15 protein-coding genes are annotated in these 12,203 nt (G+C 71.3%); 4 read left to right on the top strand and 11 right to left on the bottom strand.

The window, feature by feature from the left end; translation table 11 throughout:
* Positions 1–109: 109 nt before the first annotated feature.
* Positions 110–1,537 carry a hypothetical protein gene (locus CRP49_RS24590; RefSeq protein ID WP_097255341.1) on the bottom strand — a complete coding sequence of 476 codons (1,428 nt, stop codon included), beginning with the start codon at positions 1,535–1,537 and terminating at the stop codon, positions 110–112.
* Between the two features lie 266 nt (positions 1,538–1,803).
* Between CRP49_RS24590 and CRP49_RS24585 the strand changes: the two genes are divergently transcribed.
* Positions 1,804–3,630, top strand: a complete 1,827-nt coding sequence (locus CRP49_RS24585; protein WP_097255340.1) for an endonuclease/exonuclease/phosphatase family protein — start codon at positions 1,804–1,806, stop codon at positions 3,628–3,630.
* A 6-nt stretch (positions 3,631–3,636) separates the two neighbouring features.
* On the opposite strand, the gene CRP49_RS24580 is transcribed toward CRP49_RS24585, so the two are convergent.
* From CRP49_RS24580 to CRP49_RS46955, 5 genes are all read right to left on the bottom strand, one after another.
* On the bottom strand, positions 3,637–4,374 hold the full coding sequence (locus CRP49_RS24580) for an SRPBCC domain-containing protein (protein ID WP_097255339.1): 738 nt from the start codon (positions 4,372–4,374) through the stop codon (positions 3,637–3,639).
* A 19-nt stretch (positions 4,375–4,393) separates the two neighbouring features.
* Complete coding sequence (locus CRP49_RS24575) at positions 4,394–5,002, bottom strand: winged helix-turn-helix domain-containing protein (RefSeq protein ID WP_097255338.1); 609 nt, start codon at positions 5,000–5,002, stop codon at positions 4,394–4,396.
* 128 nt (positions 5,003–5,130) lie between these two features.
* Positions 5,131–5,418, bottom strand: a complete 288-nt coding sequence (locus tag CRP49_RS24570; RefSeq protein WP_094214774.1) for a DUF3618 domain-containing protein — start codon at positions 5,416–5,418, stop codon at positions 5,131–5,133.
* Positions 5,419–5,505: 87 nt separating this feature from the next.
* Positions 5,506–6,204 carry a hypothetical protein gene (locus tag CRP49_RS24565; RefSeq protein WP_097255337.1) on the bottom strand — a complete coding sequence of 233 codons (699 nt, stop codon included), beginning with the start codon at positions 6,202–6,204 and terminating at the stop codon, positions 5,506–5,508.
* Positions 6,201–6,341 carry a hypothetical protein gene (locus CRP49_RS46955; RefSeq protein WP_179851743.1) on the bottom strand — a complete coding sequence of 47 codons (141 nt, stop codon included), beginning with the start codon at positions 6,339–6,341 and terminating at the stop codon, positions 6,201–6,203. The genes CRP49_RS24565 and CRP49_RS46955 overlap by 4 nt, the downstream gene beginning before the upstream one ends.
* A 163-nt stretch (positions 6,342–6,504) precedes the next feature.
* Between CRP49_RS46955 and dapA the strand changes: the two genes are divergently transcribed.
* Complete coding sequence (gene dapA / locus CRP49_RS24560; protein WP_097255336.1) at positions 6,505–7,428, top strand: 4-hydroxy-tetrahydrodipicolinate synthase; 924 nt, start codon at positions 6,505–6,507, stop codon at positions 7,426–7,428.
* On the opposite strand, the gene CRP49_RS24555 is transcribed toward dapA, so the two are convergent.
* Positions 7,388–8,599: a hypothetical protein gene (locus CRP49_RS24555; protein ID WP_097255335.1), complete on the bottom strand. Its 1,212-nt coding sequence runs from the start codon at positions 8,597–8,599 to the stop codon at positions 7,388–7,390. The two genes, dapA and CRP49_RS24555, sit on opposite strands and share 41 nt — an antisense overlap.
* Complete coding sequence (locus CRP49_RS24550; protein WP_094214778.1) at positions 8,596–9,153, bottom strand: SigE family RNA polymerase sigma factor; 558 nt, start codon at positions 9,151–9,153, stop codon at positions 8,596–8,598. The genes CRP49_RS24555 and CRP49_RS24550 overlap by 4 nt, the downstream gene beginning before the upstream one ends.
* Positions 9,154–9,240: 87 nt before the next feature.
* On the opposite strand from CRP49_RS24550, the gene CRP49_RS48005 reads away from it, so the two are divergent.
* Positions 9,241–9,837, top strand: coding sequence for a hypothetical protein (locus tag CRP49_RS48005; protein WP_257033478.1), 597 nt, complete (start codon positions 9,241–9,243; stop codon positions 9,835–9,837).
* Positions 9,838–9,846: 9 nt separating this feature from the next.
* On the top strand, positions 9,847–10,077 hold the full coding sequence (locus tag CRP49_RS24540; RefSeq protein WP_094214779.1) for a response regulator transcription factor: 231 nt from the start codon (positions 9,847–9,849) through the stop codon (positions 10,075–10,077).
* Between the two features lie 68 nt (positions 10,078–10,145).
* Here CRP49_RS24540 and dapD read toward each other — a convergent pair whose 3' ends face one another.
* The 3 genes from dapD to CRP49_RS24525 all read right to left on the bottom strand — a co-directional run bounded on the left by dapD (position 10,146) and on the right by CRP49_RS24525 (position 12,062).
* Complete coding sequence (gene dapD / locus CRP49_RS24535) at positions 10,146–11,132, bottom strand: 2,3,4,5-tetrahydropyridine-2,6-dicarboxylate N-succinyltransferase (RefSeq protein ID WP_097255334.1); 987 nt, start codon at positions 11,130–11,132, stop codon at positions 10,146–10,148.
* Between the two features lie 73 nt (positions 11,133–11,205).
* Positions 11,206–11,742 (bottom strand): TetR/AcrR family transcriptional regulator, encoded by a 537-nt coding sequence (locus CRP49_RS24530; protein ID WP_097255333.1) that lies wholly within the window; start codon positions 11,740–11,742, stop codon positions 11,206–11,208.
* Entirely contained in the window at positions 11,742–12,062 is a 321-nt protein-coding gene (locus CRP49_RS24525) for a multidrug efflux SMR transporter (RefSeq protein ID WP_097255332.1), read from the bottom strand. The genes CRP49_RS24530 and CRP49_RS24525 overlap by 1 nt, the downstream gene beginning before the upstream one ends.
* Positions 12,063–12,203 lie beyond the last annotated feature (141 nt).

Below are 12,203 nucleotides of genomic sequence, written 5' to 3'. Positions count from 1 at the left end.
AGACCCCTGTTCCATGAATCCGTATGCACAGCCCCATGGCCGTCCAAAACATCGGCCATGTTGTTCCCCGGAGACACCAGCTCTTTTCCGCCGCGACCGACGAGTCCGCTCAACCCCCGTGCGCCGACCGCGCCTTGAACGCCGCCTTCCGCGCCTCCTTGGCCACCTTCTTGTCCGGGTGCAGCCGTCCCATCGCCTCCAGCACCTCCGCGGTGGCGGGATGCTCCACCCGCCAGGCCGCCGCGAAGAACCCGCTGTGCTGTTCGGCCAGCCCCTCCACCAGCGCCTGCAGCTCCTCGGAGTTGCCCTCGGCGGCCAGCTGCGCGGCCACGGTGTCGATGGTCAGCCAGAAGACCAGTTCCTGCGAGGGCGCGGGGACACCGGAGGCGCCGCGCTCGCTCAGCCACACCCGGGCGAGCCCGCCCAGCTCGGGGTCGTCCAGCACCTCCCGCAGCGCGGGCTCGGCCTCCAGGCCGACGAGGGACAGCGCCTGCTGGCAGCGCAGCCTGCGCAACGGCGCCCCGGCATCGGCACCCCGCGCCGCCGCCAGCAACTCCCGTGCCGCGGTGAGCGGTTCCCGCCGGACCAGCCACCGTTCGGTCTCCGCCTGGGCCGCGGACTGCCCGAAGTGGGCGGTGCCGTCGAGCAGCACGTCCGCGCCCTTGTCGGAGAGTTCACCGACCGCGGGCGCCTCGAACCCGGCCTCCAGCAGTCGCGCCCGCAGCCCGTACGCGCCGAGCGGAGTCAGCCGGACCATGCCGTAGCGGGAGACGTCGGTGTCGTCCACCGCCGCCGAGGGCTCCTCCTCCGCATCGGCCATCAGCTCCTCGTCCACCGGCCGGTACTCCACCAGACCGACCGGCTCCAGCATCCGGAACTGGTCGTCGAGGCGCATCATCGCGTCGGAGACCTGTTCCAGGACGTCGTTGGTGGGCTCGGCCATGTCGCTGGGGACGATCATCGAGGCGGCGAGGGCGGGCAGCGGCACCGGAGTCCCGCCGGGGCCGTCCTCACTGACGGTCAGCAGATAGAGGTTGCCGAGGACGCCGTCGAGGAACTCCGCCTCGGCCTCCGGGTCCCAGTCGAGTGACGAGAAATCGACCTCGCCGCCCTCGTCCAGCGCGTCGACCAGACCGTCCAGGTCGGGCACGCTCGCGTCCGCGACGACGGTCTCCAGGGCCGCCAGCCAGACGGCGAGCACGTCATGCGGGGTGCCGCCGGTGAGCAGCGCGAGTTCCTCGCCCGCGGCGACGGTCCCGGCCTCCTCGTCCACGATCTCGACCAGCCCGGCGTCCACGGCCACCCGCCAGGCCTCGCTCGCGAGCGCGGCGGCGTCGTCCCCGCTGAGTCCGAGCAGGTCGGCGGCGGCCGGAAGCTGTTCCTCCAGCAGCCCGCCGCCGGCGTCCACGCGGGTGTCGGGCCCGGCCCAGCGAGCGAGTCGGGCAGCACGGGAGAGCAACGGCGTGGACAGCGCGGCGCGCGCCAGCTCCGCTTCGGGGTGCAGCCGTACGGGCGGCAGGGGGGAGCTGTCTGACATCGGCTGGTTCTCCTCGGGCCATGAAAGGACTCAGCCGCTCAGCCTAGACGGATTTGAACCCATGCCGCCCGGTTCATCTCTCCTTCAGCGCTCGTACATGGCCGAAACCTTGACAACTCCCGGGCGCAAGCAGGAGATTGACGCGCGTAGAAGTTGGGGGGACAACTGTTCACTCTGCTCTACGCGTGTCACGCAGGGCTACGCGCCCCGCACGCTTCCGTCACCACCTCGTCCCGGCGCTCATGTACGCCCCCGGAGGGATTCCCTTGCCGAGCAGGTCTTCCGCGCGCCTCGCCGCGCTCACCGTCGCCGCCGTCTGTTCCGCCGCGTCGGCCGTCGTCCTCACCTCGCCCGCGCACGCCGACTCGGTGCGCATCCACGACATCCAGGGCACGACGCGAATATCGCCGTTCGCGGGCCAGAAGGTCACGGACGTGCCCGGCATCGTCACGGCCACGCGCACCTACGGTTCCTCCAGAGGCTTCTGGATCCAGGACCCGACCCCGGACGACAACCCGGCCACCAGTGAGGGCGTGTTCGTCTTCACCAGCTCGACGCCGAAGGTCGCCGTCGGCGACTCGGTCACGGTGACCGGCACGGTCTCCGAGTACGTCCCGGGCGGCGCCTCCTCCGGCAACCAGTCGGTGACGGAGATCACCAAGCCGACGGTCGCCACCGTCTCCACGGGCAACGCGGTCCCGGCCCCGGTCGTGATCGACGAGGACTCGGTGCCGGACACGTACGCCCCGCAGGGCGACACCGCCGCCGCCGGCTCCATCAACGGCCTGGCCCTCGACCCCTCGGCGTACGCCCTGGACTACTACGAGTCCCTGGAGGGCATGAACGTCCAGGTCGAGGACGCCCGCGTGGTCACCGCCACCGACCCCTACAGCGAGCTGTGGGTCACGGTGAAGCCGTGGGAGCACCGCAACCGCCGCGGCGGCACGGTCTACGGCTCCTACGAGTCGCAGAACACCGGCCGGCTGCAGATCCAGTCGCTGGGCGCGACCGCCGACTTCCCGAAGGCGAACGTCGGCGACAGCCTGGAGGGCACCACCACCGGCCCGCTGGACTTCAACCAGTTCGGCGGCTACACCCTGGTCGCGAGCAAGCTCGGCACGCTGGAGAGCGGCGGCCTGGAGCGGGAGACCACGCAGAAGCAGGCGCACGGCGAGCTGGCGGTGGCGACCTACAACGTCGAGAACCTCGACCCGTCGGACGCCACCTTCGACAAGCACGCCGCCGCGATCGTGAACAACCTGCAGTCGCCCGACATCGTGTCCCTGGAGGAGATCCAGGACAACAACGGCGCCAAGGACGACGGCACGGTCGACGCGAGCGAGACCGTGAACAAGCTGATCGACGCGATCGTCGCGGCGGGCGGCCCGAAGTACGACTGGCGCTCGATCAACCCGGTCAACGACCAGGACGGCGGCGAGCCCGGCGGCAACATCCGCCAGGTCTTCCTGTTCAACCCGGAGCGGGTGTCCTTCGTGGACCGCGCGGGCGGCGACTCCACCACCGCCGTCGGCGTCACCAAGGTGCACGGCAAGGCGCAGCTGACGCTCTCGCCGGGCCGGATCGACCCGGACAACGCGGCCTGGAAGAGCAGCCGCAAGCCGCTGGCCGGCGAGTTCGTCTTCCGCGGCAAGACGGTCTTCGTGATCGCCAACCACCTCAACTCCAAGGGCGGCGACCAGGGTCTGACCGCGCAGTACCAGCCGCCGGTACGCAGCTCGGAGATCCAGCGCCACGCGCAGGCGACCGAGGTGAACGCGTTCGTCAAGGACATCCTGTCCGTGCAGAAGAACGCGAACGTCATCGCGCTCGGCGACATGAACGACTTCGAGTTCTCCGAGACCGCGAAGATCCTCGAGGGCGACGGCGAGCTGTGGTCGGCGATCAAGTCGCTGCCGAAGAGCGAGCGTTACACCTACGACTACCAGGGCAACCAGCAGGTCCTGGACCAGATCCTGGTCAGCCCGGCGATCCGGCGCGGCTGCGACTTCGAGTACGACAGCGTGCACATCAACTCGGAGTTCAACGACCAGATCTCCGACCACGACCCGCAGGTGCTGCGGTTCCGTCCGTAGCTCCCCTCAGGACCGGCTGAACACGCCGTTCAGCCAGTCCTGCCAGGCGGTCTCGTTCGCCTCGGCATCGGCGTCCGGCGCGAAGTCGTGCACGCTGATGCCGAGCGGAGCGCCCCAGTGGCCGCGGCCGAAGAAGCGGATGAGGGCGCTGTCGGTGCGCAGGCCGATGAAGTACGGGTTGCGGTAGTCGAGTACGGCGTCCAGGGTCCGCCCGCCGGGCCCCTGGGCGCTGACCTTCGTGCCCGCGGCCGTGTCGTCCGCGAGGCCGAGCGCGCGGGCGACGGCGGCGAGCGCCCGGGGGGTCTGCGAGGCCGCGGGCCCCTCCAGCTGGGCGAAGGTGACCGGGCGGGGCGCGAAGTGCGTGAGGTACTCGCACAGTGTGTGCAGGTAGAAGTTGGTGTGCTTGCTCGCGCCGTCGTACTGGTTGTTCCAGTCGTCGGTGAAGATGCCGCTGTGGACGTAGCGCACCCAGGCGCGGCGGCCCTCGTCGCGGGGCTCGATGGTGTAGTCGAGCTGGTTGAGCGACTGGACCGGGAAGCCGACGTCCTCGCTGCGGTTGGTGTAGTGGTGGGGCGGGTCCCAGGCCGTGACGGTGGACCCGAAGGGTCCGCTGCCGCCCACCCGGGGCTCGGGCGGGTCCATCGGCCAGAGGTAGCCACCGGTTCCGGTGGTGATCGCCTCCCACACCTTCTCCGGCGGGACGTCGACCTCGAACTCGCGGACGATCTCGAATTCCTTGGACATGGCGGGGCTCTCCTGCTGACTACTGTTCCAGTTCGGGGGCGGGCTGGTCCTTGACCGTGGGGTGGAGGGCGACGACGATCCGGTGGTCGCGGCCGCCCTCGGCGTCGGGGGCGTCGTACTTGCGGATCAGGGCGCTCACGCCCGCCGTCAGCTCCTGCACGAAGGCCGCGCGGTCGGCGGCGGAGGCGAAGCGGACCTCGCCGTCCAGGGCGTAGGTCGCCAGCTGCTTGCGGGCCTTCGCGGCACCGGTGATCAGCGCGCCGACGTCCCGCACCAGGCGGGCGCCGAGCGCGAGCAGCCAGCGCGCGGAGAGCTGGTCACGGAAGCGGTCCGGGTCCGGCTGCACGGGGGCGAGCGCGGCCGGTGAGATGACGTACGACGCGGCGGTCGCGCGCATCAGCCGCTCGGTGACATTGCCCTTGCGGCGCTCCCCGGCCAGCTCGACCAGGCCGTGCCGCTCCAGCGCCTTGAGGTGGTAGTTCACCTTCTGCCGGGGCAGTCCGACCTGGCCGGCCAGCATCGTCGCCGACGCGGGTCCGGCGGCCAGCTCGGCGAGCAGCCTGGCCCGTATCGGGTCGAGCGATACGGCCGCTGCCTCGGGGTCCTCGATCACGGTCACGTCCAGCATGCGTCCACCCTCTCACCGAAAACTTTTCCTGTCCAGACGGGCAGAGTTTTCGGTGAGTGGGTGCGCGGAACCCCCGCGTCACCGGCGGGCCGGGGTGCGGTCGGCGACGGCGGCGGGCCAGGGTGCGCTCAGTGGTGCCGGCGCCGCAGCACGCCCGCCGTGGCCAGGGCCGCTCCCGCCGCGCCCGCGATCAGCAGGGGGCGCGGGTGGGCGGCGGCGCTCGTGCGCAGCTGGACGGTCATGGCGCCGGCCTTGTCCTTCAGGTCGGCGGCCCGGGTGGACGCCCGGCCCTTCACATCGGCCCGGTCCCGCCACTGGGTGACGGTGTGGCCGAGCCGGCTGCGGGTCTGTTCGAACTGGTGCCGCAGCTCGTCGGGGCCCTTGGCGCCCGAGCCGTGCGGGATCCTGTGCTTCATCGGTGTGCCCTTTCCCTGATCACATCGCCGACAGGGTGTTCCGCATCCTCTCCGTGCGGAACCTCCGGGTACCCCCACCGAAGACCGTCAGTCGCGCTCCGCTCCCCCGGCCCCGCGTTCGCCGAGCCGGGCGAGTTGGGTCTGGAACCAGTCGAGCCGGGCCTGCAACAGGGCCGCCTCCGCGACGAGTTCGGGTACGCCCAGCTCGCCGTCGGCCGTCAACCCGGCGTCAGCAGCCGCCGTACCGCCGACGCCCGCGACCACCCGCAGGCCCTCCCCGGCCAGCCGGGCGAATCCGGCGAGCGAGACGGACGTACGACCCCGCACACAGCCCGCGCACGCGGGGGCGAGGCCCCGCCAGCCGGGTCTGCCCCAGTCGTCGTCGGCGGCCAGTGCGACCGCGGTGGCACCGCAGGCGCAGGGACCGACGGTCGCCGTGCGCACCCGCTGGCGGGCGTAGCGGAAGCCGCGCTCGAAGCGGATGTAGGCGCCGAGCACGGAGACTTCGAGCAGGACCGCGGCCCGGTGTTCCGCCGCGCACAGCAGCGCCTCGGCGGTCGCGCGGTCGTGCACGCAGTGGAAGCCGCAGTCGCACAGGCGCGCGGGCGGGCGGTGCCGGCGCCCGTAGACGCAGGAGGCGTCGTCGAGCACGCCGTACGGCAGCGCGCTGCCCAGCGACACGCCGGTGAACCCGGCCCGGGTGCCGTCCTGGGACAGCACCGGGCGGGCGATCTTGTATCCGGTCGGCGGCTCCGTCGGGCGTTCGGCCGGGAGCCGCAGCCTCATCGGGCCGCCGGTACCTCTTCGCGGGCCGGCTCGGCCGGTGCGCTGAGGGTGGTCTCCTCGGGGAGCTGCGGCTCCTCCTCGTGGACGAGCGGCCGCTCCTCGGCGACCCCGGTGGCCAGTGCCTTGCCGAGCTTCATGGTGCCTCCCATGACCGACGTTGACCCCCATAGTGACCCACGCGGGGCCGGGTTGCACATAGGGCCTTCGGCCGTCCATCCCTTCAATTCATCAGTGTTGCTTAGCAATACCTCTTAGAAGAATTAAGTAGAGCTTCACCGTCGCCGTGCCGAGACTACTCCCATGACGACTCGACGCCAGCCCTTCGGCCGCACGCTCTGCGCGATGATCACCCCGTTCACCGAGGCGGGCACGCTCGACGTGGAGGGGGCACGGCGGCTGGCCGGCCGGCTGGTGGCGGAGGGCTGCGACGGCCTGGTGCTGAACGGCACCACGGGCGAGTCGCCGACCACCACGGACGCGGAGAAGGCGGAGCTGATCGCGGCGGTGCGGGAGACGGTCGGCGACGGCGTCCCGCTGGTCGCGGGCGTCGGCACCGCCGACACCCGGCACACGATCGAGCTGGCCCTCGCCGCCGAGAAGGCGGGCGCCGACGGGGTGCTGGTGGTGACGCCGTACTACAGCAAGCCACCGCAGGAGGCGCTGGAGGCGCACTTCCGCCAGGTCGCCGACGCGAGCGGGCTGCCCGTGATGCTCTACGACATCCCGGGCCGCACCGGCACCCGGATCGAGCCGGAGACGATGATCCGCCTGGCCGGACACCCGCGGATCGTGGCGGTCAAGGACTGTTCCTACGATTTCCTCGGCACCCAGAAGGTGCTGGCGCACACGGAGTTGGCGTACTACGCGGGCTGCGACGAGCACGTTCTCGCGCTGTACGCGGTGGGCGCGGCCGGGTGCGTGAGCACGGTCGCCAACGTCGTACCGGGCCGTTTCGCGGCCATCCTGGACGCGTTCGACGCGGGGGACACGGCCCGGGCGACCGAACTCCAGCTGCGGGCCACGCCGTTGATCGAGGCGATGATGGGCGCGGGCCTGCCCGGCACGGTCACCGCCAAGGCGCTCCTCGGTGAACTCGGGCTGCCCGCGGGGCCGGTGCGGGCACCGCTGCTGCCCGCCGGCCGGGAGGCGGCCGACGGGCTGCTGGCGCTCTACGAGGAGCTGGTCAGCGGGTCGCGAACAGTGGCTCCCAGCGGCCGCCGCTGAAGTCCTTCGGCGAGCGGAAGCCGCTGAGCGGCTGCACCTTGTCGCTGCCGATGGTGACGAGGACCAGCCGCTGGTGGAACTCGTTGCCGTCGCCGCCGATGCCCCAGGCGATCAGCCGCTTGCCGTCGGCCCAGGCCAGCAGCTGCTGACCGGGCACCGTGGTGACGAACTTGCCGGTGGCGGCGTCGCCGATGGAGGAGGCGATCACTTTGCCGTGCCCGGCGAAGTCGCCCGCCGCGTACTTCCCGTCGGGCGAGAGGCCGGCCTCGACGTACGGCCGCAGGTTCCTCTCCACAGTGGGCGTCTGCACGTCCGTACCGTCGAGGGCGTGGTACTTGCGGCCCGGGTTCTCGGTCAGGGGTTCCCAGAGGTACTTCCCGTCGTGACTGAACTCCAGATCCGCGCGCGCGTTGCCGACCATCCCATATTGGTCCTTCCGGAACGGCAGCTTGTGCCACTGCCCCTCGCCCGAGGCGACGTCGATCACGGTGAACCCGGTCCGGCTGGGCACCCGCTGCGGCTCCATCTTGGAGTTGACCTCGACCTTGGCGCTCCAGAAGGCGCGGTCGGGGTTCTCGGCGTAGGTGGTGACGGCCAGCTTGGTCCCGTCCCGCGAGAACGCGGCCCCGCCGGCGCCCTGCGGCACCGGGATCCACCGCTTGACCTCGCCGCTGGCCAGGTCGAGCAGCCCCACCCGGCTGACGGGCAGCTCCCGCTCCAGTACGGCGGCCGTGCGCGCGCCCGGCGCGACGGTCACGAAGGACCAGCGGTCGTCCTTCTTGTAGGTGCCGGTCCTGGGATCCAGCAGCCGGTAGGTCTGGGTGTAGATCCAGTCCTTGTCCGGCAGCTTCACGGTCTTCAGCGTGCTGTACCCGGCCATGAGGGTGTCCCCGGCGCCGATCACATCGCGCGGCGGCGACTGGTCGGGGTGGGCCACGATCCGGCCGTCGGGGACGCCGGCGGGTCGTACGTCCCGGCCGCCGCCGTCCAGCATCGGCACACCCACGGCGACGGCGACCACGGCCGCGGCGGACGCGGCGACCCCGGCGATCCGGCGGGTACGACGCCTGCGGCGCAGCACGAACACCCGGTCCGCGAGGTTCGCGGCCGCGGGCTGCGCCTGTCCCGCCATCTCCTTCAGGGAGTCGCGCACCAGTTCCTCGACGTTCACGGACGCACCTCCACGGGCGAGAAGTCACGGGACGGCCGCTGGTCGTTGCCGTCCGGGCCGAAGGAGGCCAGCTCGGGCGCGAGCGCACGCAGCCGGGCCAGGGAGCGGTGGGTGGTGGACCGTACGGTGCCGACGGAGCAGCCCAGCAGCCGGGCCACGTCGGCCTCGGGCAGGTCCTCGAAGTAACGCAGCACCAGCACGGTGCGCTGGCGCGCGGTGAGCCGGGACAGCGCGGTACGCAGCACGAGCCGCAGCTCGGCGGTGCCGGATGCGTCCGGGGCCGCGGCGGCCTCCGGCAGCTCGGCGACCGTGACCTCCCGGCGCCGCCACTTCAGCCGCCAGCGGCTGACCTGCTGCCGGTAGAGGATCCGCCGGACATAGGCCTCCGGCTCGTCGATGCGCTGCCATCGCCCGGCCGCCTTGACCAGCGCGTTCTGCAGCAGATCCTCGGCCGCGTGCTGGTCCCCGCCACTGAGCAGGACGGCCGTCTTCAGCAGCGCCGAGGACCTACCGGCCACGAACTGTCGAAAACTCTCCTGCGCTTGGGCATCCATCGTCACCTTCTCTTCCCCCGGGCCGACCTGCTGTCCGGGCCCTGTACCCCATGTGACGTGCGGGACGGCCCGCCGCTATGCCTGCCCATGACAAGAAAATTCGGCAGCTCGCAGATCCCGTTGCCGGGCTGTACGACGATCCGGGCGTCCGTGCGCCCGGGCCGTCCCCTGCGCGTCTGGCTGAACCCGTCCCACGGCCCGGCGCTGCTGTCGCTCGGCTATGAGCTGTGCTGGGCGACGACCTGGATGGCGGAGGCCAACCGCTGGATCGCCCCCGTCGTCGGGCTGCCCGAGCTGCCGTACGTCGACTTCGGGGACCGCCTCTTCATCGAGCGGCCGAACGGGGAGCACTGGAAGGCCGAGGCAATCGTGGCGTACGCGGCGGGTCGCCCCTTCGCCTGGGTGGACGACGAGCAGAGCCCCGCGGACACCGCCTATACGGCGGCCCACCACCCCGGACCTGCGCTGCTGCACCACCTCAACCCGAGGATCGGCCTGCGCGAGCAGGACTTTCACGGCGCTGGCAAACGCCCTGGGTGGGCTCGTGACACGGCTGTGACAGTCGGCGGACAGCGCCATGACGTTACCGACCCAAACTCTAAGAAAGAGGGCGAAAAGCCGATATCGGACATTTGCCCACTGCTTCCGAGGACGCGAGCAGCGACGACCCAGTCGACCGCCTAAGGATCTCCCATGAGCCTCACCCTCACCACGGCGACCACCGAAGCCCCGGCCCCCGAGCTGGCTCCGCGTGAGCGGGAGACCCTGCGGCACATCGCCGCCGGCCGCACCTACCTGCAGACCGCCCGCCACATGGGGCTCTCCAAGCACACGGTCGACGCCTACCTGCGCCGCATCCGCGCCAAGCTCAACATCAACAGCACGGCCGAGCTGACCCGGCTGGCCATCTCGATGGGCCTGTGACAGAGAGGAGAAACGAACGCAACGGCGGCCGCACACGCGGCCGCCGTTGATCGTCTGCGTCGCTCGACTCAGTTGTGGCTGTGCAGGATGTCGTTCAGACCGCCCCACACCGCGTTGTTCGGACGGGCCTCGACGACACCGGTGACCGAGTTGCGGCGGAAGAGGATGTTGGAGGCGCCGTTCAGCTCACGGGCCTTGACGATCTGGCCGTCGGGCATCGTCACCCGGGTGCCCGCGGTGACGTACAGGCCGGCCTCGATCACGCACTCGTCGCCGAGCGCGATGCCGACGCCCGCCTCGGCACCGATCAGGCAGCGCTCACCGATGGAGATGATCACGTTGCCGCCACCGGACAGCGTGCCCATGGTGGAGGCGCCGCCGCCGATGTCCGAGCCGTTGCCGACCACGACACCCGCGGAGATACGGCCCTCGACCATGGAGGTACCGAGCGTGCCGGCGTTGAAGTTCACGAAGCCCTCGTGCATGACCGTGGTGCCCGCGGCGAGGTGCGCGCCGAGGCGGACCCGGTCGGCGTCGGCGATGCGGACACCCTTGGGGGCCACGTAGTCCGTCATGCGCGGGAACTTGTCGATCGAGGTGACCTGGAGGTGCAGACCCTCGGCACGGGCGTTCAGCCGCACCTTCTCGACGTCGTCGACCGCGACCGGGCCGAGCGAGGTCCAGGCCACGTTGGCGAGGTGCCCGAAGATGCCGTCCAGGTTCTGGCCGTGCGGCTTGACCAGGCGGTGCGAGAGCAGGTGCAGGCGCAGGTAGACGTCGTGCGCGTCGAGCGGCTTGTCGTCGAGGGAGGCGATGACCGTACGGACCGCGACCACCTCGACACCCCGGCGGGCGTCCGGGCCGACCGCCGCGGTGGCGCCGCTGCCGAGCAGCTCGGCGGCCTGTTCGGCGGAGAGCCGCTCGGTGCCGGCGGGGCCGGGCTCCGCGACGAGTTCGGGGGCCGGGAACCAGGTGTCGAGAACGGTGCCGTCGGAGGCGAGAGTGGCGAGACCGGCGGCGACGGCGCCGGTGGTACGAGAAGCAGTGTCGGTCATGAGGGAAACCTAACGCGGGGGAGGGCATGGGAGCGAACCCGCGCGGGGGGCGTCTCAGGTGCCGGGCGCGGGTTCAGGGGATCACCCGAGCCAGCACGCCGCGCGCGTACTCCTCGTCGTAGGAACCGCCCGTCAGCAGCACCTGCAGACAGATGCCGTCCATCAGCGCGAGCAGGGCCCGGGCCGTCACCGGATCGGTGTGTTCGGCGAGCCGCGCGGCCGTCTCCTCGGTCCACTGGGCGGCGACGGGGCGCAGGGCGGGGCGCCTGAGGGCCGCGAGATACAGCTCGTACTCCAGCTCGACACCCGGCCGGTCCCCGCCCAGCCACTCGCCGAGGATCCGGGCGAGGCCCGCCGCCAGGTCGCCGTCGGCGTCCGCCAGCACCCCGCTGGCGTCGAGCACCCCGGCGAAGCCCTCGTTGGCCTGGTACAGGGCGGCCACCAGGAGGTCGTCCAGGGTGGCGAAGTGGTAGGTCGTGGAGCCGAGCGGCACGTCCGCCTCGGCGGCGACGGTGCGGTGGCTCAGCCCGGCGATGCCCTTCTCCCCCACGACCCGGATCGCCGCGTCGATGATCCGCTGCCGCCGCTCGGGGTCGTAACGGCGGGGCATCAGTGCGCCCCGCCCAGGTTCAGCACCACCACTCCCCCGACGATCAGCAGGATCCCGGTGACCTTGGCCGCGCTCAGCCCCTCCCCGAACAGCAACAGGCCGATGACGGCGATGGTCGCGGTGCCCACCCCGGCCCAGATCGCGTACGCCGTGCCGATCGACACGCTCTTCAGTGTCTGGGCGAGCAGTGCGAAGGAGACGACGTAGCCCAGAGCCGTCACGAGCGAGGGCCAGAGCCTGCTGAACCCCTCGCTGTACTTCATCGCCGTCGTGGCGGCGACCTCGGCGGCGATGGCGCCGGCGAGCAACAGGTATCCCATGAGGACAAGCGTACACAACGTTATGTACGACCGTACACAACAGGAAAGTTTCAGTTTCACAGAAACCGCTCGCTACACCACCCCGCTCCACTAATGTGCAGCCCCTCGGCACCACTTCGGCTTCACACGTCACTCACCTCA

The sequence above is a fragment of the Streptomyces sp. Ag109_G2-15 genome, from assembly GCF_900215565.1.
GTDB lineage: Bacteria > Actinomycetota > Actinomycetes > Streptomycetales > Streptomycetaceae > Streptomyces > Streptomyces diastatochromogenes.
Note: the sequence above shows the minus strand (reverse complement) of the source record. Positions and strands in the feature narration are given on the sequence as shown.